At 40.8% G+C, this 26,490-nt stretch carries 15 protein-coding genes; 9 read left to right on the top strand and 6 right to left on the bottom strand.

Annotated elements, in window-relative coordinates:
* The first annotated feature begins 514 nt into the window (after window positions 1-514).
* The 9 genes from LKE08_RS16210 (at window position 515) to LKE08_RS16170 (ending at window position 15,058) form a co-directional block, all read left to right on the top strand.
* Complete coding sequence (locus LKE08_RS16210) at window positions 515-2,128, top strand: hypothetical protein (RefSeq protein WP_324705285.1); 1,614 nt, start codon at window positions 515-517, stop codon at window positions 2,126-2,128.
* Between the two features lie 94 nt (window positions 2,129-2,222).
* Window positions 2,223-3,539: a nucleotide sugar dehydrogenase gene (locus tag LKE08_RS16205; protein WP_324705284.1), complete on the top strand. Its 1,317-nt coding sequence runs from the start codon at window positions 2,223-2,225 to the stop codon at window positions 3,537-3,539.
* Complete coding sequence (locus LKE08_RS16200; RefSeq protein ID WP_324705283.1) at window positions 3,536-4,480, top strand: Gfo/Idh/MocA family oxidoreductase; 945 nt, start codon at window positions 3,536-3,538, stop codon at window positions 4,478-4,480. The genes LKE08_RS16205 and LKE08_RS16200 overlap by 4 nt, the downstream gene beginning before the upstream one ends.
* A complete protein-coding gene (locus LKE08_RS16195; protein WP_324705282.1) occupies window positions 4,473-5,051 on the top strand; it encodes an acyltransferase in 579 nt (192 codons plus the stop codon). The genes LKE08_RS16200 and LKE08_RS16195 overlap by 8 nt, the downstream gene beginning before the upstream one ends.
* 20 nt (window positions 5,052-5,071) lie before the next feature.
* A complete protein-coding gene (locus LKE08_RS16190) occupies window positions 5,072-6,229 on the top strand; it encodes a DegT/DnrJ/EryC1/StrS family aminotransferase (RefSeq protein WP_324705281.1) in 1,158 nt (385 codons plus the stop codon).
* A gap of 153 nt (window positions 6,230-6,382) precedes the next feature.
* Window positions 6,383-7,603 carry a tetratricopeptide repeat protein gene (locus tag LKE08_RS16185; protein WP_324705280.1) on the top strand — a complete coding sequence of 407 codons (1,221 nt, stop codon included), beginning with the start codon at window positions 6,383-6,385 and terminating at the stop codon, window positions 7,601-7,603.
* A gap of 102 nt (window positions 7,604-7,705) precedes the next feature.
* On the top strand, window positions 7,706-10,465 hold the full coding sequence (locus tag LKE08_RS16180) for a tetratricopeptide repeat protein (protein ID WP_324705279.1): 2,760 nt from the start codon (window positions 7,706-7,708) through the stop codon (window positions 10,463-10,465).
* Window positions 10,462-13,257 (top strand): methyltransferase domain-containing protein, encoded by a 2,796-nt coding sequence (locus LKE08_RS16175; protein WP_324705278.1) that lies wholly within the window; start codon window positions 10,462-10,464, stop codon window positions 13,255-13,257. The genes LKE08_RS16180 and LKE08_RS16175 overlap by 4 nt, the downstream gene beginning before the upstream one ends.
* A 76-nt stretch (window positions 13,258-13,333) precedes the next feature.
* Window positions 13,334-15,058 (top strand): tetratricopeptide repeat protein, encoded by a 1,725-nt coding sequence (locus LKE08_RS16170; protein WP_324705277.1) that lies wholly within the window; start codon window positions 13,334-13,336, stop codon window positions 15,056-15,058.
* A 6-nt stretch (window positions 15,059-15,064) separates the two neighbouring features.
* On the opposite strand, the gene LKE08_RS16165 is transcribed toward LKE08_RS16170, so the two are convergent.
* The 6 genes from LKE08_RS16165 to LKE08_RS16140 form a co-directional block, all read right to left on the bottom strand.
* Window positions 15,065-16,495, bottom strand: a complete 1,431-nt coding sequence (locus LKE08_RS16165) for a glycosyltransferase family 4 protein (RefSeq protein ID WP_324705276.1) — start codon at window positions 16,493-16,495, stop codon at window positions 15,065-15,067.
* A 50-nt stretch (window positions 16,496-16,545) separates the two neighbouring features.
* A complete protein-coding gene (wecB, locus tag LKE08_RS16160; RefSeq protein WP_324705275.1) occupies window positions 16,546-17,640 on the bottom strand; it encodes a non-hydrolyzing UDP-N-acetylglucosamine 2-epimerase in 1,095 nt (364 codons plus the stop codon).
* A gap of 20 nt (window positions 17,641-17,660) precedes the next feature.
* Window positions 17,661-20,261, bottom strand: a complete 2,601-nt coding sequence (locus LKE08_RS16155) for a tetratricopeptide repeat protein (protein WP_324705274.1) — start codon at window positions 20,259-20,261, stop codon at window positions 17,661-17,663.
* Between the two features lie 14 nt (window positions 20,262-20,275).
* Window positions 20,276-21,823 (bottom strand): tetratricopeptide repeat protein, encoded by a 1,548-nt coding sequence (locus tag LKE08_RS16150; protein WP_324705273.1) that lies wholly within the window; start codon window positions 21,821-21,823, stop codon window positions 20,276-20,278.
* 40 nt (window positions 21,824-21,863) lie between these two features.
* Window positions 21,864-22,679, bottom strand: coding sequence for an FkbM family methyltransferase (locus LKE08_RS16145; RefSeq protein WP_324705272.1), 816 nt, complete (start codon window positions 22,677-22,679; stop codon window positions 21,864-21,866).
* A 142-nt stretch (window positions 22,680-22,821) separates the two neighbouring features.
* Window positions 22,822-26,016 (bottom strand): glycosyltransferase, encoded by a 3,195-nt coding sequence (locus LKE08_RS16140; protein ID WP_324705271.1) that lies wholly within the window; start codon window positions 26,014-26,016, stop codon window positions 22,822-22,824.
* Window positions 26,017-26,490 lie beyond the last annotated feature (474 nt).

Here is a 26,490-nt window from a genome sequence, read left to right as displayed (position 1 = left end):
TGTGATGCGGCGGGTGAAGCTGTCCCAACAGAAGCGCGATCGCACCGGATATTGACTCCTGTAACTCAGCCGGCGCTCCATTACATATTTTTAAAAAATTGTCAAGTGCGGATAACCGAACGCTTTGTTCCGTTAAACCGAACGGCGATTCCTGCTAAACTCACGCTCTTCGTGTAGCACGGGCATCTTGCCTGTATAATCGAGAGCGTCGCACCCATCCTGTCAACCCCCAGCGCTCATGGCCCCATCGGAATCGCTGACGACACCCGTTGTTTTGATTATCTTCCGGCGTCCGGACACGACGCGGAGGGTGTTTGACGTGATTCGGCGGGTGAAGCCGTCCCAACTGCTGGTGATTGCCGACGGCCCGAGGGCGGGCGATGCGGCGGAGGCCCGAAAGTGTGCCCAAACGCGGCGGATTGTCGGGGGGGTGGATTGGGATTGTCGGGTGTTGACGAACTATTCCGATGTCAATTTGGGCTGCAAGGAGCGGGTTTCCAGCGGGTTGGATTGGGTGTTTGGGTTGGTGGAGGAGGCGATTATTTTGGAGGATGATTGCATTCCCGACCCGAGTTTTTTTTGGTTTTGTCAGGAGTTGTTGGAACGGTATCGGGATGATGGCCGGGTGATGCAGATTATCGGAGAAAATACCCACGGTTATAAATCTCCAGAGTACAGTTATTTTTTTTCGTGCTACAGTTTTTACTGTGGTTGGGCAACTTGGCGGAGAGCTTGGCAGTTGTATGATGGCAGTTTAAAGCTGTGGCCGGAACTTCGGAAAACGAGCTGGCTCAAGGATCTGCTTCAGTCCGAACGAGCTACGAAATACTGGGAAACAATATTCGATCTGATTTATAATGGCTTTAATTCGTGGGGATGGGCTTGGAGTTTTGCGTGCTTTGCCAATCGAGGGCTTTCGGTCAACTCGAATTATAATTTGATTACTAATATTGGTTTCGGCTCCGAAGCGGCTCACACGACCTGGGAAGTCGATGAAATTGCCAACTTGCCAACAGAATCCGTGGGCTTTCCTTTAAAACATCCACCTTCGGTTGAACGCGATTTTCGGGCAGAACACATTATCGACAAGCATCGATTGAGTGGAAGGAAGTATTTTCACGGACTCAGAAATCGCGCAATAGATAGTTTGAAAAATCAAGAACATGAAGAAGCAGTCCGGTTATTTGAACAGTGCATTAGTTTCAGGCCAGATCTGTTGGGATTGCTTTATGGAAAGGCTGTTGCGTTGGGGAAGAGTGGAAAACAAGCCGAGGCGATCGCCACCTTGAACCACTTGTTGTCTCGTGTTCCCCGGCATCGGAAAGCAAATCTACTTCTGCAAACGCTTGAAAATCCGTTTTTTGAAAGTCAGTTGGCAAATCAAACTGTTTCTTTGCAAGATTTGATTTTGGAAGAACAAGACTTCGGCTGTTCTATTCCCAAATCTGTTTTTTTAGAATCTCCCACAAAATCAAACCAGTTATTGATTTGGGGTATGGATGGTCGGAGCGCCAATTCGATGTCCAATTTAATCAAAAATTATACGGATAAGTTTTCGGTTAATTTTCCCGGTTCAAGTCTGCAAAATCCGGAAATCCCCATCTTTAAAATTGGGGATCGGGTCAAAATGATTGTCGTCATCAAAAATCCGATCGCATCTAATATCATGTTTTTGTTGCGACAGATGAACGGGTGTTATTCAGAACTTTCTGAGGGCCAGATAGAGGGATTGGATTGGAAAAAACTGTGTGTCAATTTGGTCAATTCAGATCCGCTTTGTGCCATCAAATGGTTGGATGATAAATTGAAAAATGACCTTCAGTTTGATGCTTACTCATCTCCTTTTTCGATTTTAGGGTGGAAGACTTATCTCCGTCAAAATCATCACGTTTTGATTTTACAAGATGAAATCAGTCCGTCTGAAAAAGAAAGGATCGTTTCGATGTTTTTGGGGGTCGAAAGTTTGAGATGGGGCGACGAGTCTGATGAGATGCAAGTTGTGTCAGTGATGAAAAATATGAAGTTGCCCGACAAATATTTGGAAGCGTGTTTGAATTCCAAGTTTACCCGGCATTTTTTCACCGCCAGTCAAATCGAGAAAATTTATCTTTTGTTTACGGGAGGATAAACAATGCTGAACACGGGGGCGCTTTGGTGGGGTTGGTTTTTGAGATAAGATGGTCGGATTGCCAATTGCTAAATAAAATTACAGGAAACGGGAAATGGATTGTTCGGACAAGCTAAAGGATAAAATTAAAACCCATGAGGCGATCGTGTCAGTTGTGGGATTGGGGTATGTCGGCTTACCTTTTGCCGTCGAAAAGGCAAAGGTTGGGTTTCGGGTGATGGGCATCGAGCAGAGCCCGGCCCGGGCCGAACAAGTGAACCGGAGTCAGAATTATATCGGGGATGTCAAGGATGAAGAGTTAAAGTTGGTGGTCGGCGAGGGAAAGTTAACAGCTTTTACTGATTTCGATCGGGTATCGGAAGCGGATGTGATCGTGATCTGCGTGCCGACACCGCTGACGAAAAATTTGACACCCAATTTGAGTTATATCGAGAGTGTGACGGCGGAAGTTGCCAAGCGTTTGCGGCCCGGACAACTCATTACGCTGGAGTCTACGACCTATCCGGGGACGACAGATGAGGTGATGAAGCCGATTTTGGAGCAAGTGAGCGGACTCGAACAGGGGAAAGATTTTTTTCTCGCCTACTCTCCCGAAAGGGTCGATCCCGGCAACAAGCGATATACAACTCGGAATACGAATAAAGTTGTGGGGGCTTCCGATCCGCTCTCTTTAGAAATTGCAATTTTATTTTATCAACAGACGATCCTTCACGTCGTTCCGGTCGGCAGTGCCAAGGCGGCCGAGTTGGTCAAGGTTTTTGAAAATACGTTTAGGGCGGTCAACATTGCGTTGGTTAACGAGTTGGCCATCTTGTGCGATCGCTTGGAGTTGAATGTCTGGGAAGTGTTGGATGCGGCGAATACCAAGCCCTTTGGCATCATGCCCTTTTATCCGGGGCCGGGGGTGGGCGGCCACTGCATTCCCCTCGACCCCCACTATTTGGAGTGGAAGGCTAAGGAATTTAATTTCAATACCCACTTTATTGCATTGGCGGGAGAGATCAATCGCAAGATGCCGCAGTTTGTCCGGGAGAAAACTTGGCGCGTTCTGAATCAGAGGGGGATTGCACCCAGTCGGGCGAAGATCCTCGTGGTGGGAGCGGCTTATAAAAAAGACTTGGGAGACTGGCGGGAGTCGCCGGCCGTTGAGGTGATCGAGTTTTTGTTGAAAGATGGGGTCGAGGTGGTGTACCATGACCCTTATGTTGCCGATCTGCCCGTCGGCGGCCATGAGTTGTCTTCGGTGGACTTGACGGATGAAACAATTGCAGACGCAGATTTGGTGTTAATTGCAACCGATCATACTCGGATTGATTATGTCAATTTGGTGGAGAAGGCCCGTGCCGTTCTCGATACTCGGGGTGTGACTCGACATTTGGACTGCAATCAGGAAAAGGTGATTTTACTGTGACTCAGGTAATTGTTGTTGGTGCGGGCAAGTGGGGGCGAAACTTGGCTCGAAATTTTCACGAGTTGGGGGCGTTGGCGGGCGTTGTGGAAGTCAACCCCAGCTTGCGGGAAGAGGTGGCCGCCACTTATCCGGGGATGTCGATTTATGAAGATTATCAGCAAGCCCTGACGACGGATGTGCCGGCGTTGGTTTTGGCGACCCCCGCCCCGAGTCACTATGAGTTGGCGATGATGGCTTTGGAGGCGGGCAAGGATGTGTTTGTGGAAAAGCCGATGACGCTGCGAACCGATGAGGCGCGGCATTTGGCGACGTTTGCGGATAGGGAATCTCGAATTTTGATGGTGGGTCATTTGCTGCTGTATCAGCCCGCCATCGATTGGATGCGAGATTATTTGGCGACGGGCAAGGCGGGAAATGTGCTGCACGTGGCGACTCGACGGCTCAAGTTGGGTCGGGTGCGGCGCGAGGAAAATGTTTGGTGGTCGTTTGCCCCCCATGATGTTTCGGTGATTTTGGAGTTGTTGGGAAAACCGCAGTTGCAGGGGGTGGCGGCGGGCGGTCACGCCATGTTGCAGCCCGGGGTCGAGGATAACGTCCACGTCGATCTGAATTTTGCCGGGGGCCAGACGGCCCACGTCCACTGTTCTTGGTATTGGCCGGTGTTGGCTCGGGATACGGTGGTGATTGGGGACCGGCAGATGTTGGTTTACGACGAGGTGTTGCAAAAAATCACGATTTATGATAAGGGGGTTGATGGGGATTTGAATAATCGAGATGATGGCAGCGAGGTGGTGGAAGTGGCGGATTCTCAGCCGTTGAGGATCGAGTGTCAGCATTTCTTGGACTGCGTGAAAAGTCGGCGGCGTCCCCTGTCGGACGGTTGGAATGGGGTGGCCGTGGTGGAAATTTTGGACAAGGCGACGGAGTTGTTGAATGGCTGATTATTTTGTCCACGAGTCGGCTTGTGTGGACGAGGGTGCCGATGTGGGGGCGGGAACTAAAATCTGGCATTTTTGTCATATAATGGGCAAGGCTAAGATCGGCCGGAATTGTTCCTTTGGGCAAAATGTTTTCGTGGCTAACAATGTGGCGATCGGGAATGGGTGCAAAATTCAGAATAACGTTTCTCTCTATGAGGGGGTGATTCTAGAAGATTATGTGTTTTGTGGCCCTAGTATGGTGTTTACTAATATTAAAACCCCCCGTTCTGAGTTTCCCCGCAATACCAGTGATGATTATTTAACGACTGTAATTAAACGGGGGGCGAGTATTGGGGCGAATGCCACGATTGTTTGCGGAATAACGCTGCATGAGTGCGCTTTTGTTGCTGCGGGGGCGGTGGTGACGAAGGATGTTCCGGCTTACGGGATGGTGGCGGGAGTACCTGCAAAACTCATCGGTTGGATGAGCGCCTACGGGGATGTGTTGGAGTTTGATGCTGAGGGGTACGCCGTTGATTCGATTGGCGTGAAATATCGAAAGATTTCGGCTGTGGAAATTGAACAAGTTTAGAGTGAGGAGATTTGTTTAAAATGAGTCAGACTAAGATTCCTGTTTTGGATTTAAAACCACAATACGAAAGTATTAAGGGGGAGATTCAGGCGGCTATCAATCGGGTGATTGAGTCGAGTCAATTTATTATGGGGCCTGATGTTAAGGAATTTGAACGGGAGGTGGCGGCTTATCTGGGGGTTAAGTATGCCATTGGGGTGAATTCCGGTACGGATGCCTTGGTGATTGGTTTGCGGGCTGCGGGAATTGGAGAAGGGGATGAGGTGATTACCACTCCTTTTTCTTTTTTTGCGACGGCGGAATCGATTAATAACGTCGGGGCGAAGGTGGTGTTTGCTGATATTGACGGGAGTACCTACAACATTGACCCCCAGCAGATTCGGGATAAGATTACTTCTCGGACTAAGGCGATTATGCCTGTGCATTTGTATGGACAACCTGCGGCGATGGGACAAATTAGGGAGATTGCCCAGGAACATGGTTTAAAGGTGATTGAGGATTGCGCCCAGTCTTTTGGGGCGAGGTATGCGGGTCAGTGTCAGTTGGATTGTGTTTGTCAGGAACAGACACGGGAGGCGATTAGTGGTAAGGCGACGGGTACGATTGGTGATGTGGGGGCTTTTTCCTTTTTCCCGTCTAAGAATTTGGGGGGTTATGGTGATGGGGGGATGATTGTCACCGATGATGAGTGGGTGGCTGAGGTGGCTCGGATGCTGCGAATTCATGGAGCGAAGAAAAAGTATCATAATGAGGTTGTGGGGTATAATTCCCGGTTGGATACGATTCAGGCGGCGGTGTTGCGGGTGAAGCTGCACTATATTGATAAGTGGAATCAGGGTCGGCGTCGGGTGGCTGAGGTGTATAATCGGTTATTGGCGGATGTGGAGGGTGTGGTGACTCCGGGTTTGGCTGAGGGTCATGTGTTTCATCAGTACACGGTTCGGGTGACTGGCGGAAAGCGCGATGGGTTGAAGGCGTATTTGGCAGAGCAGGGGATTGGGACTATGATCTATTATCCTGTGCCACAGGATCAGTTACCTGTTTATAAAGGTCAATATGAGGCTTGTCCGGTGAGCGATTTGGCGGCGCAGGAGGTGTTGAGTTTACCGATTTGGCCGGAGTTGGAGGAGGAAGTGATTGAGAAGGTGGTTGGTGTATTGAGAGAAGGATTAGATTAAGATGCAATCGGGTTCGAGAAACTGAGGAAGATGTAAAATGCTTGTTTTTTCATTCAATTTAAAATATTGATCTCATATGTCTCAAAAGCGTTTGAGCAAAAAAGCCAATCAACTCAGGTGGCAAGGTTAATTTGATGAAGCGGTTCTGATTTTATGAAAAAAGCTTTAAAACGAAAGCCAAATCTTGATACTTTAAATAATAGTTTTGATCGGCTTTTACATCAACTTGGTTCTTTTTACATTGCTATTTTTGTTCTCCAGAAAGCTGTAAAACTTTATCCCAACTGTTTTTGGCTTCGTTATAACTTGGGGAAAGTATATTTCAGGCAAAAACGCTTTGACGAAGCTATCAATTCTTTACAACAGGCGATTCATCTGAATTCTTTATCTCCAGAAGCTCAGAATAAACTAGGAGAAGTGTTATTAGAAAAAGGTGAAATCAGCCAGTCAATCACTTGTTTTCAGAAAGCCATTGCAATCAGCCCTCATTCAGCTTGGTATTATCAAAATCTTGGAAATGCCAAAGCTCAAATGGGAAGTTTTAATGAATCGAGATCATGTTACACACACGCTATTCAGATTAATCCCGATGAAGTTAAGCGTTACCATAATTCCTTATTCATTAAGCCATGCAGTTCAAAAGACATGGTTAAAAACCCTATTTTTATAGTCGGTTGTGGTCATAGTGGAACTTCAATTATGCTGGCGATTTTGAGTTCTCATCCCTCGCTTCACCCTATCCCTAAAGAAAGTAATCTTTTTATGAAAAGTGATTGTGAAATAAGAGCTACTCTTCATCAGTGGGATAGAAAATGTCGAGAAGTAGGCAAAAAGTGTTGGGTTGAAAAAACGCCCACCCACATCTTTCAGATTGGACAACTATCTTTATATAGACCAGAAGCGCAATTTATATTAATGCTAAGAGATGGCAGAGATGTTGCTTGTTCTTTGAAAGCAAGACAACCGAATGGTGTTTTCTCTACAATGGTTGACCGATGGATTTATGATAATTTAGCAGGTCTTCAATATTGGAATGATTATAGAGTGAAAGTAGTCAAATATGAAAGTTTAGTTGTCAATCCAGCAACAACTTTAAAAGATGTGTGTGAATTTTTACAAGAAGACTATACTTCAAGTATGCTTGATTATCATAAGACACCCAGGTTTTGGTACGGCGAGCAAATCCAAAAACCTGAAACTCATATTGGTCAAGCTGTACATACCCAATTGAGAAACTGGCAAATTAATCAGCCAATTTTTGATGGTAGAGGAAAGTGGAAAACAGAGATGAATGAACAAGAAAAGATTATATTTAAAGATAAAGCTCAAAAATATTTAGAACAATTTGGATATGTAGATGATGATAGTTGGTAACGTACCTGTTATGAGTAAATTCTGTCAATATAAGGAGAATCAATTATTAAGAATTGATATAAATTAATTTTATTAACATAGTCTAAGAATGGTAAATTGAAAATGATTTCAAACAGCATAATCAAAAAAGCAAGTGGTTTACAGCGACAAGGAGAGCTAACTTTGGCTCTTGACCTTTATTATAATATCATCAAAAGAAATCCCACGTTTTATTGGGCTTATATCAAAGTCGGAGAAATTTTAATTCTTCAAAACAAATTAGATGAAGCTATTAAAAATCTACTTCAAGCTATTGAGATTAACCCTAGTTCGACAACTGCTTCCTCTATGCTAGAACGAGCACGAGTAAAAAAAATGAGCAACATTAACGTCAGTGAAGAATTTCAGACGGACTACTATTGTGCAACGTTAGAAGAAGGTAAGGTTGTTTTTCGCAGTAAGCAAAGTTTAAAAAAGATTTGCCGTTTAGCCTCTTATGTATGCGAATATGCAACAATTTACAGAGTTTACTACGGAATAAAAGATTATTGGATAGAATTAGATACTACTGATAACCTTCAGGTAGGCGACACGATTGAAATTCGTAATGAATTTCAGTCTGGGCGGGCAAATTTTCCAGTGGTGCATACAGCTAATGTTGTTGAAATCGATCAAACCCGCATTCGTATTGATACCTTACCTAAAGAAAATGCGCTTTTGACAGAGAGAGGAGTGTTTATATGGAAGCGTGCTGTTGCGGAAATTACACAGTTTGAAAAAACTCAAGCTGATATTCTAGATGAGTCTTGTACCTGGATTATTAAAGGTCACAGTGATCAAATAGCTGTAAGCATAAAGTTTTCATTTGAGCATCACAGTCAAGAGGTTTCTGTTACCGCAAACAGGAAGTTTTTAAAGTCTCTTGATGTTATTAACGAGCGCCTTGTTTGGAATGACCTTCCTTCTTTATGCAAAGTTTATCGAAAAAACAGGAAAATCGACTCAAAAATATTTCAGCGTTACTATAATGTTGATAAACAAGGAGCATTATTTGGGGAAGGAAATGATGTGGGTTTGCATATTTATCATGTTCCCGAAATTTCTTCTTTAAGTGTATATCGTCCATCGGCTCAATTTAAGCTCAGGTCAATCAGTAAATTTTTCAACCCTCCTCACGATGTCTTCGCTGCGACTCCAGATATCCATCCAAAGTATTATGCGTCGGCAGTTAGTTACAATTTTGAAGATGTACAGTTTTCTTCTCAATTCGCTAGTGTCACCAAGGTCTGTGGACTAAAAATATGCTGGTATAACCTTGACTCAAAACCAAAATCAGTAACTGTATCCGTCAAGGAAGGGGAAGCAAAAATAACCTTTCAGTGCGCTTCTGATAGTGTTGTTGATAACTTTTACTTTGATCGAGTCTTTGAATGTGAAGAGTTATTTATTTCAGTCTCACCACACTCATATTCTGCAACTGGTGTTGGTAGGGTCTACATAAGGGTTGTTGACTTTATGGTTGACGGAGCAGATTTTGACTTGGCGGTAAATCTTGATGACTATAGAGATCATAGGTTTTACAATCATTTAGAACCAGAGTTACGGAAAGGTGTGATGGTTAACATTACTGAGAATCATTCAACAAGCCATCGAAATGACAAGGATGCAAGCATCTCACAGTTTTCGCTTCGACTTGGAAAACCGCCTGCAATACTTCCACGTTTAATGCATATACCCTTTTGCTCTGAGGCATTACTGCTTTGGACTGAACACGCAGATAGAACCTGTATCAATACTCATCGAGCTGCCTACTTTGGTCGCTCAGATATTATAGACGCGAAAGATGCTATTGGTGGTTTTGTCCGGTGGGGAATTCCTGTAACCAAATCTGTGTACTATGCGAATCCAAGTAAATTACCTTGTAGCAAAGCTTTTCCTTATACAACTTCGTCAATGCTCGATGATTTGTATTTTCAGGATTTCTGTTTTAAGTTAGCGAAGCTAGGTTATGAAATTTGCCCCCATGCACCTCAACCTGATAATGCTCTACCCAAGGCTGCAAAAGAAACTGTAGAATACTTTTCTGATAATTTTCAAAGCCAGACGTGGATCGATCATAGTCCCCTGGCAATTCATTGTGGTCTTTCAGGACAGGGTGCTAAACAACAATCCCCGTACTACATGGCAAAAATATGGAAGGACTTTGGATTTCAGTATTTTTGGCAAACTGGCTCTGAGGATATGACGGTAGATGAGGGGATTACAATTAATTCCCAGCAAATTCGCTTAGGAGACTGGTGTCATACACCGCTTTACTGGAGGCATTCGACAGAAACAGGTGATTTAATCTCGTGGATATCTACTCGTGGAGGTAGTTTAAAGGGATACTCAGAACAAGAGTTGGATTCATTAATCAATGAACACGGTGTCTGTATCAATCACACTTATCCAGGTGCCTTATATGAGAAACCATATTCTTTTTTACAGTACCTGAAAATTGCTGATGATGGAACTGCACGTTCAAGTGCATTTTTTGATACAGTTTTGAAACGCATTCACAATCGTATTTCTGAAGGGAAAATTCACGCAAGTACCATTGGTAAGATATTGGCTTACTGGGTTGCATTAGAACAAGTTGAAATTCTCTTTGATAGAGATGAAAAAACCATACTAAAAAATAATTCAAAGACTGATATAGAAGGGTTTACAATAGCTGTGGAGCAAGAATTTAATACCCCTAGCCATTCCAATTATGAAGTCAAAGTACGTCATGTGGGAAAAGATACATTGATATGTTTTACATTTAAAGCAGGTGGCATTGTAAAACTTCAGGAAGATACAGGCAAACTGGTCTTATTATTTGATGAGGAGGCAGATCAATGAAAAAAAACAACTTCATCCAACTATCTATTAATCATGTAGATAAAATCGAGAAGTGCGACATCTTGCAAAAAGATGAGTGGGTCTTTTTTGATGGTCACGTTGTTGAGGCAGGTTTAGATTATCGTGTTTATACAAACATCTCTAGTTCTAGAGCAGTGAAGCTTTCGATACTGGATGGAGCGATGGAGCTTGCTGCTATCTTGGAAATTGAGCTTGTCAACCCTCCCGAACGGATTGAAGGGCAAAGTTGCAATCCTGAATATGGCACAAGCTATCAATCTATTGGGATTGTAACAATTCCTCAAGAAATGGCAGGTGGCATCTATTACATAGATGGCAAGTATGCTTTTTTTGTTTCGAGAACATTTGAACCTAATAATTTAACAGTTGTCGTTCCTTTGACAACTATGCATTTCTTTAACACTATGTTTGGGTACAATGCTTATACTCAATCTTATTTATCAGGAGAAAGGCGTCATCCTTTTTCTGCTCGCCGCCCCATAAGTACACCGATTGCAACAAAAAGTATGTGGATGGAAGGTTTCACTAAATGGAGTGTAGAAACTTTCACCGAAAAAAATAAAATTAGCTTTGTTGGTGATGATTGTCTCAGAGAACACCATGTTCTTAAGTTGTCTAAGCTAGTGATTATAATCGGTCGAAGCGAGTATTGGACAAGAAGAGCCAGAATAGGTTTAGATAATTTCATTCAGGCTGCTGGTTCTGCGATATTTTTGTCAGGAGAAACAATGTATGTTGAAGCAGAGTCAGTAAACTGTGGCGATCAATACCGAATTAAGTCTCCGAACAAACACTGGAAAGGGACGGGCGATGCTTATCCAGTTTTGAATTCCATCGGGCCTAATCCTTTTGATGGTGGTTTTTTAAATTATAAGCCCCATGAGTCCGATCCCGGATATGGTGATTTCACTATTCTTAATAACTCCAAACTATTTGATGGAACTGGACTCAAAGCGGGCGATAAGATTAGATTACCTAGCACCGCTTTTGATGGGATACCGATAGAAAAATACTCAGATGGAATTCCGGTTTTGGACAGAACGGCTCTTCGTTCGTTTTCGGAGTTCTACTTAATTGGATACTGCTGTGGAGAAAATTCTCCAAATGGAAAAATTGGGGCTTTTGCAGCTTTTAGAAAATCTTCAAAGAGTGGTTTATGTATTCACTTTGGCTCCATGTCTTGGACTGGGGCGCTAGGATTGGGTGGAGAAGGTTTAGATAGCGAAAAAGTTTCTCAAATCGTCAAAAATTCAGTTGGTCTATTGAGTAGCTCAGATAAAACTTGGTTTGATGAGGAATGCACAAGTAGCTTGAAAGCTGAATCATCAATTAATTCGGACGAGAGTAAATGTATTATTTGCGGTGCGCCTGTAGCTGATTTCAAGTTACACAAAGGGAAACCACGCTCTTGCCCCTCATGTGGTTCCAGCGAGCGCGTCCGCACGTTTGCTAAAGCCTATAATAGTGGTTTACTTAATGTCAACCTCAAGCACCAAAAAATGTTGTTAATTTCACCTTCTGGTAGCGAGCGCAGGTTTTTAGGCGCAATTGAAGGTTTATCAATAGACACCATAGATATAAGACCGCAGGTGAAACCCGATATTTTGGCTGATATTTGCGCCATGCCAGAGATTAATAGTGACACTTATGATGCTGTCTATGCAAGCTGTGTTTTGAACTGCGTTTATGACTTAAATGCTGCTTTATCAGAAATTCATCGCGTACTCAAGCCCAGTGGTGTGTTCTTGAATGTGGAAATGCTAAATCTAGGCCTAACAACCATAGAACGCACCGATGTTGAGCAAATCACAGAATATTATGGAAAAGATGCTTTTCAAGAATATCGTGTAGGTGGTTACAGATCTTTAGGCGAATTGGATTATCATCAAATACTTGGCAAATATTTTGATGTGGATATGGTTAATGTATTTGATGCTCCATACGAGAAAATACAACGGTGGCACTTATGTACAAAAGGAATGAAAAATTTGGCTTTACAGGAGCAAAGTACATGGGTAGAAATTAAAATTAATGAACATCATGAATCTAAAGCTAATGATTTACTTGCCAAGGAATACTTTAATATTTGGGAGACATATCCGATACAAAGGATGACGAACGAGATCGAAAATTCCTGGCTTCTTGAGTTGGTCAAACCAAATTCCAAATGCCTCGTTTTGGGTTCTGGGGGAGGAAGAGAATTGAAAGCTCTGCTTGGTTTAAAGTGTGACCTAACGGCAGTAGATATTTCCCCTCAGATGATATCAGTTGGACAAGATAGGTATGGAGACAGTACAATTCATTGGGTTTTGGGGAACATACATAGTTTACCTAATAATCTTCAGGATTTTGACTACGTTATCTGTTTGGGAGCAACCATTAATTATCTCAAGGACATTAATCTTGCTTTAAATAGAATATCTTCAGCGCTTTGTGTGGGTGGAACGCTAATTGTATCATCGATCAACAAAGAACATCCTGTTGAGATGAATGCAGTTACTCAATTGCCAAACCAAAGAGTCAGAAATTTGTACTCTACTGACGAAATACAAACTCTATTCAATCAATGTAATTTGAGTATAGCTGAAATTCGTGGCTATCGTTTTTTAGTCGATCTGTTACCACCAGAATGGAATCAGAATTTCCCAAACGCTAGTTCAGAAATTCAGAACTCTTTAACAGATTGTATAAAGCTAGAAAAGAGCTTGATCAATCTACTTCCATCAGATCGAGGTAAGTTCTTTTGGACAATTGCTCAACGTTCAAAATAGCAACCTATAAGTAAAATTAAATTTTTTTTAATTAAATTGAGTATTATTTCTATTTCAAAATCTATGGTTTTATAATATGAAAAATTATAATTTACTAGAGTTGGCTAAATATTACCAGAAATCAGGCAATTTAAACGAAGCAATCTCCTTGTATCGAAAAAACGCCAAGCTCAATTATAATAACCATTTATCACACCATCTATTAGCACAAGCTTTAGCTGAAAATAATGAATTAGATGAAGCTGTATATGAATTTGAGAAAGCTATTGAGCAAAACTCATCTACTATTGAATCTTATTTTGAGTTGGGAAAAGTGCTTTTCCAGCAAAAAAAATATGATCGTGCAAAATACAACTACCATCTGGCTCTGAAAATCGATCCTAAATTTGCTGAAGCTTATTACGAACTGGGTAGAGCTTTAGTACAACAAGCTAATTATTATGCAGCGATCGCCAGCTTAAAAAAAGCAATTAAATTTAACCCTAATCACCAATTAGCCTATGAGAGCTTAATTGATTGTCTGAATCAACAAAATCGTTTTGAAGAAGCTGAAACTTATCATACTCAATTGTTGAAATGGAAGAATAAGTCACCTGAAAATGTCAAGAGTGAGGAGAACAATAAGTCAGACAATTCCAATCAAACTCCTATAAATACTAGCAAATTAAGTTTTTTAGCTTTAATTAGGTATCACTGTGAGCATCATATAGAAATGTATAGATTGGCTCAAGGTAATAGTTCTGACTTTTATTACGAGGAAGTCGCTTATCATCCTATGGCAGAGGGCAAATATCTGTCTTGTATAGCCTCTATGCGAAGAAGCGAGTTAATTAGCACGAGTCAGCACAATAAATTACTCTCTGATAGCGTCAAACTGTTAACGCAATGCTTACGTTCTTTAAAAAGCGATCGAACTCTATGGGGACTGAATTTTAAGTATAAAGATTTAGACAGCAATGAATACTATGTTATCACCAACTCAATTATTTTACTGGGCTTTTTGTCCAACTATGTATTCACTGATTCCCAAGAGATTATTAGCAATATCCAGGCTAAGTTAGCCTCAGAGTTGCTTAACTTTGAGAAGCATGAGATCAAACATGAAAGCCATAAATTTTATGTACCAGCTTTTAGTAACAATCTGAATGATATTGTTTATAACTCTATCGCTATGTGGGCCAAAAGCTTATACTTATATCAATCTATAGCGGATCAAAATGCCAGCAAAGATTTTCATCCTATTGCAAATTGGATCATTTCTAAGTCACATAAAAACTACGGTTTTCCTTACTCAGAATCCAACTCAAGAATAGATTTACTGCATAACGCTTATATTATTTACTCATTACTGACACTCTCCAGCATTAACTCCATTGAGTCAATAGCAATAAAAGCATTGTCACCGTTCATGTATTGGGATAAAGTAATTGACGTAATAGATATCAAAAATATCAATAATGCTAAAACCACCAATTACAACTTTCAAAGCATGAGATATCTCTTAGATAGCGACAGTGGCAATTTATTTTATTTTATGGATAAACCTGCGAGAAACTGGTCTTTAGGAGAAAGTTTATTAGTGGCAACCTTATTAGCCTCATCAAAGAACGTAAAAAACCCCGAATATTGGAATAGTATGTGTTACTACTTAGCAAAAATATGCTTAGAACGTTTAGCCAATATTAATCTTAACCTGAACGATAGCAAGCAAGTATTTTTTAGAGATAGTCTTCATCTGACGCATGGGTTACTACTCTACTTAGAACTAAAAAGGATGAGTATTGTCAAAGAATTTCCATAAAACAGATTATGTTAAATCCTCTAAGTTTGAGGAATATTTAAACTTAGATGCCAGGTAAAATGATTGCTCTGCCTCCGTAGATTTGCCTTCATTTAATTGAGCTTGACCACAACAATAATAGTATTTATAAAACAAAGAATTAGTCAACGATGCGTCGTAAAATATATCAAATAAATCGTTGGATAAATCATCTAAATTTTCCCTGCTATTTTGAACAATATCAGAGCCATCTGGTTGTCTAAAAAGTTGATATTTTTTTTGAATATCTTGATTAACTATGTTGAAAAAACTATCCTGATTTTCCCAAGAAAAATATTGATTCAACATAGAAAATTCCTGAATATGCCTGACATAAGCATCTCGGTTATCAATTAAACATTTTATGACATTAGCAAGATGGTCAATATTCTCAGCTTCAAAAACTTCACCAACTTTCCACTTGCGAACAAACCTTCCCATAGAATCACAATTACTAACCACTATAGGTACACCACTGTGCATATACTCAAATAACTTATTGGGTAATGCAATTTCAGCATTTGGATAATGAATCATCGGGTGAATAGCAACAGTCGCATCTCTGACAAAACTTGAAACCATTTCTGGAGGGACATAAGGTATAATATGTAACCTGTCTGAACATTGATAACTTTCGGCACTTGACTTCAAAGATTCTATGTAATCACCCTGATTATTAGTGACTAGCACCAGATGAACTCCAGGAAGTTTTGGTAGAGCATCAACAACGGTATGTAAACCTCTGGCTCTAGCAACACCACCAACGTACACTATCAAAGGTACATCTTTTTCTAAGCCAACTACTTGCCTCACAGTCGGTTCATAATGTGGGTTAAATGTACTATATTTCGGAGCATTAATTAAAACTTTAGGAGGATTTGACAAACGATACTCTTGAGTCAACTTTCGTGACAACATTGGCGATACAGTAATCAAACAATCAGGTTTATGTATGCACTCACTCTCGTGTTCAAGTGCCAACTGACGGATTTCATCATCTGTTGTTGTTAAGCCCCTAACGTACTCATGTAAATCGTGAATCCAGTATACAAATTTGCCTTGCGATCTTAAGCTATTGACAATTTTTTTCCCAATTAAAATAGTATTATAGTCGTGAGTATAAACTATTTCTGGACTCATTTGTTCTGCATAAACCAACATGGAAGTCATAAAATAGTCAACCATAAATTTCCACCTGTCTACTCTTGACTTAACTCCGCTCAAGAAATAACCAGGGTTTGGGAATAAACGAACTGGCCAATTACTAATTCTTTTTAAAATCGGCTTTGTTTTTAATTCTTTATCACCGGACATTCCATATATTTCTATCTTATGTTTCAAGCTCTCCAAACTATGAGCAGATTTGAGTACACGATTGTCATTACTAACACTATTTAATACAATCATCAAAGTTTTCATATTTTTTTACCGGATGATATTGTATTCAACTTAATCTCAATTGGCTTGATTTAACCAAACTTATATGAAACAATCTTTTTTGCAATTTCTTCAGATGCTTTACCTCCACCATAATTAATTGTAGGCAAAGAGGCTGTCTGAGTTTCAAGAGCTTTTAAAAAAGTTCTATAAATACTCTCGGCATCAGTAGGTTCTACTAAATAGTTCCAACCTGAACTTACAAGCTCAATCCACTCAGTCTCGTTGCGGTAAGTAACACAGGGAACTCTATGAAAGTATGCTTCTTTTTGAACCCCTCCCGAATCAGTACAAATCAACCTAGAATTAGCTTCTAGTTCATACATCTCTAAGTACCCCACTGGTTCTATTATGCTCACATGACGATAATTTTCAACTAATAAATTAGCCTTGAGCTTAGTTAAAGTTCTCGGGTGCAGAGGCACAATAACTTGAAACTTTTGACCCAGCATATCCAATGCTGTAATAATAGCTTTCAACCTATCTAAATTATCAGTATTTTCTGCTCGATGCAAGGTTGCTAAAATATAGTCACCTCTTTTAAGGTTATGCTTTTCAAGTGCATTATTCAAGTTTTTTGATAGGGATTCTTGCCGTAAAAAAACATCATACATGACATCCCCCACCAACTCTATTTTAGTTTTACTAATTCCCTCATTTATTAAATTAGTCACTGATGTTTCAGTTGGAGAAAATAAGATATCTGCAAGATGATCGGATACTACCCGATTGATTTCTTCTGGCATACTTCTATTCCATGAACGTAAACCGGCTTCAACATGAATAGATTTAATTTGTAATTTAGCGGCAACTAGACTTCCCGCTAAAGTTGAATTTGTATCTCCGTAAACAATAATCGCTGTTGGCTTTTCCTCTAAAATAACTTCCTCTAATCTGATCATCATCATTCCAGTTTGATACCCATGAGTACCAGAACCTACTCCCAAATTATACTTGGGAGATTGCAGGGATAATTGCTCAAAGAAAATATTTGACATATTGTCATCATAATGTTGACCTGTATGCACAATTATTTCTTCACACAGACCTATTTTTTTGAGTTCACTTGAAACAACAGCAGATTTTATAAATTGAGGTCTAGCCCCTAAAATTGTAAGAATTTTCATTTGATTTCCTATAAGACTCATTAGAGTAAAGCACACACAGCTTGATAAAATTGATTCTTTGCATTATCCCACTGCCCCAACTTCATAAAAACATCACCGCACTTAGCATAACTATTTACAAACTTAGGATTCAGATTATTTGCTTCTTGATAAGCATCAACAGCCTCTTTCCATTTACCTAACTCACTCAAGCACTCTCCCAAGTAGTAATAGAAAATATAATGAGAATCTTGCTCTACAAGCTTTTCAAACAATTTTAAAGCGTCTTCATATTTTGATCGTTTTAACAGATCAATACCTTGTTGAAAATCTTGATTATTCGGACTCTTTAAATTTTTAAATGAATGAAAAATAATTTCAGAGAAAGTTTCATTAGCTTGTAATGAATTAACGGATATTACTTGTTCTAAAAAAGATTGATCACCTTCTGATAATTCTAAGATATTAGAAGATGGAGGCACAGTAAATTCTTGGCTTTCTTCTATATGCAGAATCTTTCTTGTCGTGAGTATCAACTCTTTTAATTGATCAATAATGGGATGAGGAAAATTTTTTTCTATAAGATTCCAAGAATTAAGTTGAGGTACTATAGAATTAGAATTCCACTTGCCATAACGATGAAAATTAGTCAAATTCTCAGCAAACTTAATATCTACCGCCATAGCATTAATATCAGCCAACTTAAACCCACAATGCCCAACTTTCAAAGTGCAATCGCCCACCTGCGCTAAAACAGAATGTTCCTCATCCAACAATTCCAAACCAACCTGATATAACTTTTGAGTCATAGCCCCATCCAAGTTTCGGTCTTTGTTCAAATTCCGCCAAATACTAAAATCCAGTCGCTCTAGCAATGGCTTGGATAAACATCGACCCATCCCCGTAGTTTCTCCCAACCTGACGGCATCCACCTGGCTGGTGTACCCAACCCAGTGTATCATCTTTTCGGTTTGTAAATCAAAAAAATAAGCATCCGTAATTCCGCAAAAAACTAAACCCTCCTTCAACTTGCGATCGTAAAACTCAATTAAGCTTTGAGAAATTAAATCATCAGAACCCACAATGATCACCGCATCAGGATTATAGTCTCGACACCTATTAATGCCATATTCCCACTTATCACTCAAAGGCTGGTTCTGATACTCAACATAATCGAAACCGCAGGACTCGCAAAGTTGGCGCGACTGCTTACCCTCAGAACCCACAGCCAAAAGCTTCAATTCAATTGAACCAGATAACTCTCGCTTTAAGATGGAGTAGTAAGAAAGAACAACCCGAGTCAATTCGGGACGCTTCCAGACACAAGTCAGAATGACGATTGTATTGACCTTGGATGGGGAAATTCCATTTAGCTTATCATTAATCATTGAATCTGTCAAGTCCGCGATCGTCTTTCCCCAAATTTTTTGGACGTTAGGAATGGCAATCAATCGGCGTACATCTTGAACGACTTGCAAAAAGTTGTTCCCCTCCAAAGATTTTCCCCGCTTGATGAAAGCTTCCGCCAACAACGGAAAAACATCTTTGAAAATCGGACAACCATTTAGCAGGGAAGAACATTGCGCGATCGCCTGATCGTATTCCTGTTTTCGGAGATGAGCTTGAGCTTGCTTAACAATTTTCTCTCCAACTTCAAGTTCGACAGAAAAAGAACTCTGTGTTTTTTTCTGTTCTTCTGATTGTCCATAAGTCTTCACCTGACGCGATAATAAAGAACTCTGTGTTTTTTTCTGTTCTTTTGATTGCCCAGAAGTCTTCGCCTGACGCGATAATAATGATAAAGCTTCCAGTCTTTTTTGAACTTCAACCTGTTGAGGCTCTATCTGCAAACAACGACGATAACAACTTTCTGCCTCGGAAAGTTTGCCCAACCGTTGTAAGATTTCCCCCAACTGTAGATTGATATCTAGAGAATGAGGGGCGATGTTTCTCGCCTTTTGATACTCAAGAACAGCATCTTCCCACCTTCCCAACTTTCCCAGAATCATCCCCAAATCGTAATAAGCTTCTGCCACTGTAGGATTCAATCCAATCCCCGAACGATAACTGGCGATCGCATCTTCCCACTGACTCAACTCCATGAAGACTTTACCCATGCCAAAATAACCGTCGGCACTCGGACGATGACTGACAGCTTGACGATAAAAAACCAATGCCTCAGACCAAAGTTTCTGTCTGGACTTCAACTGAGCCAACTGTAAATAAGCATCAAAACAGGAAGATCCCATATCCAATGCTTTCTGCAAAGCCACCTCTGCCTCACCGCTCCGCCCCAATTTTCCCAAAGCTATGCCCAAAGAGTTATAATGAAAAGACTCGGGGTGAATGGCGATCGCCTTTTCCAAATACAAAACTCCCTCCTCACAACTTCCCCGTTCTGACAGCAATTTTCCCAAGCTATAAAGAGACCACACTGCCTTAGAATTAACTGATATGGCATCACGATAAGCAATTATTGCCGCCTCCACATCACCCATTTCGGCGAGAGCATTCGCCAAATTTTCGTAATAAATATAAAAATCAGGATTTTCCCGAATAGCCAGACGATAGGAATCGACAGCCTCTTTTAATTGACCGTTGAGGACGAGAGTATTGGCATTTTTAAAGTGGTTGGACGGCATAAAATAATTGAATATTATAGTTGAGAATTTTGGGCGATCGAGTTAATTTTTGCAATGGTCGATTTTGGCAGGTGTTTGGACATGATTTTTGCCGACTCTTCCCGAGACAAAATCGTTTGATTTTTCATCTTCTTTAACAAACTAAAAGGTGTGATATTTTCTGAAGTTTTAATGTCCACAGCAAAGCCCTCGATTTCCTGCATCCAAAATCCACAATGACCGATTTTTAGAATTTTTGAATCATTCTCAACTGGAATCAAATTCTCATGGTCGAGAATTTGCAAGCCCAAATCTAATAGCTTCTGGGTTACAATTCTATCAAGTCGCTTGTTAATTTGCAACCCCTTCCAGGCACTAAAATTCAATCGATCGAGCAACGGTCTAGCCAAACACCTGGCCATGCCAATCGTCTCTCCAAACCTTCGAGTATCTAGTCTGCCGTATCCCTTCCACCACATCATTTGACCACTCATCACATCCCAAAAATATCCATCCTTAATCCCCACAAAAACTAACCCTTCCCGCAACTTTTGATCGTAAAACTCAATCAATCCCCGAGACACAATATCATCGGAGCCCACAATAATCACCGCATCAGGATCGTAATCAGCGCACCGATTTAAGCCATATTCCCACTTGGCACTCAAAGGTAAATTCGGATGCTCCAAATAATCAAATCCACAAGACTCACAAACCTGCCGAGATGTTTCACCCTCCGAACCAACCGCCAATAATTCCAGTTGAATTTTACCAGACAACTGTTTTTGAAGATCGGAATAATGAGATAAAACAACCCGGGTCAACTCGGGCCTGCTCCAGACGCAAGTATATATAACTATTTTGTGTATTTTTTGGCGATCGGAGAGTTGGGAGTTATCCCAATTTTGAAACTGACCTTCGACAATATTGCCCCATAATTTTTGCACCACCGGACGACAAACTAAACGTCGCAGATAGGGAGTGACCTTTAAAAAAGCGTCTCCTTGTTCGAGTTCACCCTTCGAGGTATAAGCTTCACCCAAAATCGGAATGATATCAGCCAACCCAGCATTCTTTTCCAGAATAGATAGACAATTTTTGATCGCCAAATCATATTTTTGAGCCAGCAAGTGAATTCTAGCTAAATCATATAGCTTTTTTTCTACTTCCGCTTGATTGGGCTCAAGTTGCAGCGACTTTCTGTAAGCTACCGCTGCGATTTCAGTCTCACCCTGTCGAGCCAAAGTATCCGCCAAAGTCTTTTGAAACAAATGACTATTGGGATTGTACTCAACAGCCTGAGAGTAAGATGCGAGAGCCACTTCCACTTTTCCCAAAGCCAAAAAAGCCTGTCCCAGCCGATAATGAGACCAAGCTGAGGACGGATTCAGCTCGATAGCAGCTTGGTAAGCTGCCACTGCTTCTTCCCAAATTCCATTTCGAGCTAGTGCCTCCCCCAGATAATGATGATGCCAACAAAATCCCGGATTGTTTTCGATGGCTTGACGATATAAGTAAAGCGCCTCCTCTACCTTCCCAGCCGACAACTTTTGATTTGCTTGTTCGATATAACTCGCCATCATGGATAATCTTTATAATTTGAAATCAAGGAAAATATCTGCGCTAAATCATCATTTTCCCGACCAACTTATGAACTTCATCCACAAAACCTTGAGTAATCGGTTCTGGAGCAAACAACCAATCACGATATTGATAAGAAGTATCGCCATAAATTTTGGCTTGAGGCTTCCATGATGAAGAATCATTAATATGATAATATTGATAGCCGTAAGGTTTCATAACTTCCATCAACTTTGATTCAGTTCTGCCCGCCAAAACTTCACAGATTATCCAAGGTTTATTTTTGCCAATTGTTTCACTACAGCCGAGTAAAACATCGGGTTCAGTCGCTTCCGTGTCAATTTTAATCACCGAAGGCATCAAGCCAATTTTTTGACAATAATTGTCAACCGTTTCTAATGGAACAGTGATGGCTTTGATACTTTCTCTAAACCCTTTGAGCAATGAATTAGAAGAATCCGTTCTCCGAGAGAGATATAAGTCAGCCGTGCCACAACTGCCACCCAAAGCCAACTCCTCAACTCGATAAGACAAACCATTATCTTCCCCAATCTTCCGAGCAATTGCCGCCAGGTTGGGAGTCGGTTCAAAAGCGTGTATGGTCAATCCTTCCGGTTCTAAAATTGATGCCAAGAAGAAAGAATAAACCCCGATATTTGCCCCGATATCAAAAAAATCACGGTGGCCGACGACATCTCGCAGTAGAAAAAGAGCGGTTGCCATCGTATGCGGTTCATACTTGCCAATACCATTTTCTGCAAGGAGCTTCGCAACATAAGCACGTTCAGCACCATTCAGGACTAAACTTTGGGGTTGATTGCTCCTACAGTCAAGTTGTGGAAGCTTGAGAGTTATCATGTAAGTTTTCCCAATTTATGTTGTGATGCTATTATTGTATAGCATATTCCCAAAACAAGCAATTTATTTTACTCCATGATAATTGTCAGATTTTAAATCAAACTAAATTAAGATTATCGAATGGGTTTCACATCCCCTGAAATTAAACTCCTATTTTTTTAATTTCTATGATTTTGTCGGCATCAAAATTTTTGATGAGTTCTCTTTGAACATAGTCTTTATTTTTATGCTCTTCATAGATGGTAGTGTTCAAGTCAAATTTATCGCTGTGTAGAATCCATCCCGATTTGTGAGGGACAACCAATATCGGAATATTGTTATCTCGGGCATATAACCCCATCCATATATCCGCCATATTTGAGGTTTTAAAATATTTAAAATCAATTTTAATCGTACTTGTGTGAAATGCCATAACACCCGTCCCTCCAAAGTGAACGAATTCTTCTGACTCTACATTTCCCAAACATCGATACATTATTTTAGAATCTTTGTAATATGATTTTGGATTGGGTTTTAAGATCCGGCCGTGACAAGTTACAATAACTCTATGATCGTATTTTTTCAGAGTTCTGAGCAGGGTGGCAACATAATCGCTGGGATAAATCAAATCATCATCAATCGAAAAGTAATAACAGTTGTCGTAACTTTCGAGACCATAAAATTTACCGGCATCGCCCATATCTATTTTTGTATCTAATGAACTCACGATTTCTATTTTTTCATGAGTTAAAAAATCAAATTTTTCTTTGTATCCATTTTGATAAACAATTAACTTGTCAACTTGAGGCAGGATGGACTCGACAGTGTCTTTCAAAGCATCTTGCCTTTGAGGTAATGTTGCCATTCCGCAAACTATAAAACTAAAATTTAATGAATATTTTCGGAAAGAAGTTGGCTTATTTTCATTGGCTATGCTAGTCTTTACTTCATCGATAAATTTGTTTTTTACATAAAAATTATTCAAATTTTTTCTTTTAATATGTTCTTGTTTAAATTGGCTCACATAGTCCAGTCTGGCTTGTGAGTTGTCAGGGTTATTGACCGTCTGATTTTTGGGGCTAAAGTAGGCTATAGTAAGAACTTGGTTCAAAGTATGTACTTTGGTCGTACCATAACAAGTTATAAATCTTTCAAAATACTCAGTATCTCCTCCAAATCTAGTATCATCATAGTACCCCAGATTTTGAAAAACTTGTTTTGAATAAATGACCATTGAATGGCCCCTTTTTTGAGATTTTAGATGCTTTTTAGTTGGATATTCAACCCGAGCATATCCAGTTATAGAAGCCAAAAAATCCCCTTTTTTCATTTCTCTCAATTGGGTTTCTATTTTTTCGGGAAACATTAGATCGTCAGCGCCATGCGTAGTAAAAAAATCGAAGTTTAATTTTTTAGACACAAATAATCCGTAATTGATGGCGTTGTAACTGCCAACATTTTTTGGGGTTTGGATTGCTCTAAAATTAATATTTTTTTCTTCCTCTTGCTTTAATATTTCAAAGGTTTGATCTCTGCTGCAATCATCAATAGCGATAATTTCGATAAATTTATAAGTCTGATTTAATACGGAATATATGGAGTCTCGTATTGTCGCCTCGGCATTGTAAGCCGGGATGAAAACTAAAACTATATCCCCCCGTTTGTCCTCAGATTTTAACTGCTGTAAAGCCCGACTCAAATTAAAATGAGTCCAAGATGAAGTCCAAGCTGAGTTTGATGTGAGATCGATCACCCGCTGATAGGCTTCAACAGCCTCTTCACGGCGCTCTAATTCTAGCAAAACATCTCCCATCAGTTGCCAGATAGAAGTCGATTCGGGTTGCGATTCTACTGCGCTTTTCAAGTCCAACAACAACTGATTGTAAAGCTCCAACTCACGACTTGATGGATAACCTGAATAGTTGGATTTTTTCTCGCCAGACAAACCCAAAGTAATAGCTTGCTGATAAGCGGCGATCGCTTCTTCGTGCCGACCCAATTCCATCAAGGCTTTTCCCATACCGAAATAAGCGTCACCACGGGACAAAAAACGATTGACTTGCTGATATAAAGTCAATGCTTCCGACCACAGTCTTTGTTCTGATTTCAATTTGGCTAACTGCAAATATTCATCGACCCGATCTAATATCAAGTTTTTTCCATTTGCATTTTGGCGATCGCTTTGTGTATTATTGGGAGTTTCAGCATCAGCAATTATCAAAGGATTAATTTGCCGCTCTTCTGGGTTCATCATGCTCTCATGATCTCCATGAGAGACTAGATATTCGGAGACTTGGTAGAGGGAAAAGCCCGAACGATGTAACTTGTCAGATATCTGATTTCCCACTCCGGAAGACAAATTTGGGTTATTCTGCCACCGAGATAAGCTGATCGGTTCAATGCGATAGTTCAGAGCTTCTAAAAAACTGCTCTCGAACAGCATCAACATATCAACCCATTGAGTTTTAAATACTTCTACATCGCCAAACTTATATTTGACACGCTCAAAACGAGTCCAACATTGAGTTCGATTATCAAACCCTAGATTTAATACTATTTTCTTTGGATCTGAAATTGCAGACCAACAGTCAATGACTTTCTGAAAAAAACCAGAACAGATTTCTATGTCGTCTGGCATATAGATAAAAAAATCGACATTTTTTTGAGAAATATACTCGAAAATATGATTGACTAATTGCCAATATCGTTTTTTACCGTGATTCTTATATCTGTGGACTGTCAAACTTTTGAGGCGGGTGTAATTACGGGCTTCTTCGACAACGGGATCTCTGCTGCCATCATCAAACACATCGACTGATATATCAAAGTTACTAGCTTCCCTATTGATTTGTTTTAACAACCTCCTTAAAAGTTGATGCCTATTGAATGAAGGAATGACAATTTGTAACGAGGTTTTTGATAGTTTTTTTGAGCCGGTCTGGCTAATTTTTTTTCGGAATTTTTCGGAGTTTTTCGGGGTTTTTATATCCACATTTTGCGTCCCGTTTTGAGGCGATGTTGTTTCCGCTTTTCCCGATCGCACTCCCACCAACTTCGGCTCAACCGCCACAGCCCGATCGCCCGCCTTTTCCGCCTCCTCAACCCGTCCCACCTGCCGCAAAACCCGGCTCAAATTCAAATGAGACCAAGCCACCTCCGGCTTCAACTCCACCGATCGCCCATAAGCCCCGATCGCCTCCTCCCAACGCCCCAACTGCTCCAGCGCCTCCCCCAAATTGTGGTGAGCCAGATAAAAATCCGGGTTGTGGCCGATCGCACTCCGGTAAGCCGCCACAGCCTCCTCAAACTGACGGTTCCGCAGAAATTGATTGCCTCGGCTAAAATCGCTCGCTACCATACCAAATCGAACAAAGGGACAGGGGACAGGGTTTGCATCACTATAGCGCTGCTAGAGGGTAATAGGGAATAGGGAATAGGGAATAGGGAACTGAAACGGCTTTTCGATAAGGGTTTTAAGGTTTCTTACCCCATTTCCATTTAAACTGTAACCACGCGAGCGCTCGTTGCTATAGATTGTAATGTAGATCCGCGCACCTGAAAAGTTCCCGAACCGAAAAAATTTTTTCACCCGCCCCGGGCCGGGGGATAAGCTGTCAGCGGTCAGCTATCAGTTGTCAGCACGGGTCAATCCCCCGTGAGTGCGAGATCTCGGGTGGCGGCGATGTCCCGACCGTTCCGAGTGCCGCCATGCCCAGGGGAGGATGGCCGGGGTTCCGGTATCGTGGGGGCAAGCCTCTGCGATCGCCCTCCTCACCCAATAAGGGTTGGATATCCAAACCGCTTGGGAATCAATTTCAGAGGGCGCAAGCCT

Origin of the sequence: Lyngbya sp. CCY1209, assembly GCF_035615495.1 — a bacterium.
In the GTDB taxonomy this organism is placed as follows: Bacteria; Cyanobacteriota; Cyanobacteriia; order Cyanobacteriales; family Microcoleaceae; genus Limnospira.
This window is presented reverse-complemented; position numbering and strand designations above follow the sequence as displayed.

Coding starts and splice junctions, on each gene's coding strand:
- LKE08_RS16205 (WP_324705284.1), top strand. CDS start 2,223: ATGGATTGTTCGGACAAGCTAAAGGATAAAATTAAAACCCATGAGGCG.
- LKE08_RS16195 (WP_324705282.1), top strand. CDS start 4,473: ATGGCTGATTATTTTGTCCACGAGTCGGCTTGTGTGGACGAGGGTGCC.
- LKE08_RS16190 (WP_324705281.1), top strand. CDS start 5,072: ATGAGTCAGACTAAGATTCCTGTTTTGGATTTAAAACCACAATACGAA.
- LKE08_RS16185 (WP_324705280.1), top strand. CDS start 6,383: ATGAAAAAAGCTTTAAAACGAAAGCCAAATCTTGATACTTTAAATAAT.
- LKE08_RS16180 (WP_324705279.1), top strand. CDS start 7,706: ATGATTTCAAACAGCATAATCAAAAAAGCAAGTGGTTTACAGCGACAA.
- LKE08_RS16175 (WP_324705278.1), top strand. CDS start 10,462: ATGAAAAAAAACAACTTCATCCAACTATCTATTAATCATGTAGATAAA.
- LKE08_RS16170 (WP_324705277.1), top strand. CDS start 13,334: ATGAAAAATTATAATTTACTAGAGTTGGCTAAATATTACCAGAAATCA.
- LKE08_RS16165 (WP_324705276.1), bottom strand. CDS start 16,495: ATGAAAACTTTGATGATTGTATTAAATAGTGTTAGTAATGACAATCGT.
- wecB (WP_324705275.1), bottom strand. CDS start 17,640: ATGAAAATTCTTACAATTTTAGGGGCTAGACCTCAATTTATAAAATCT.
- LKE08_RS16155 (WP_324705274.1), bottom strand. CDS start 20,261: ATGCCGTCCAACCACTTTAAAAATGCCAATACTCTCGTCCTCAACGGT.
- LKE08_RS16150 (WP_324705273.1), bottom strand. CDS start 21,823: ATGATGGCGAGTTATATCGAACAAGCAAATCAAAAGTTGTCGGCTGGG.
- LKE08_RS16145 (WP_324705272.1), bottom strand. CDS start 22,679: ATGATAACTCTCAAGCTTCCACAACTTGACTGTAGGAGCAATCAACCC.
- LKE08_RS16140 (WP_324705271.1), bottom strand. CDS start 26,016: ATGGTAGCGAGCGATTTTAGCCGAGGCAATCAATTTCTGCGGAACCGT.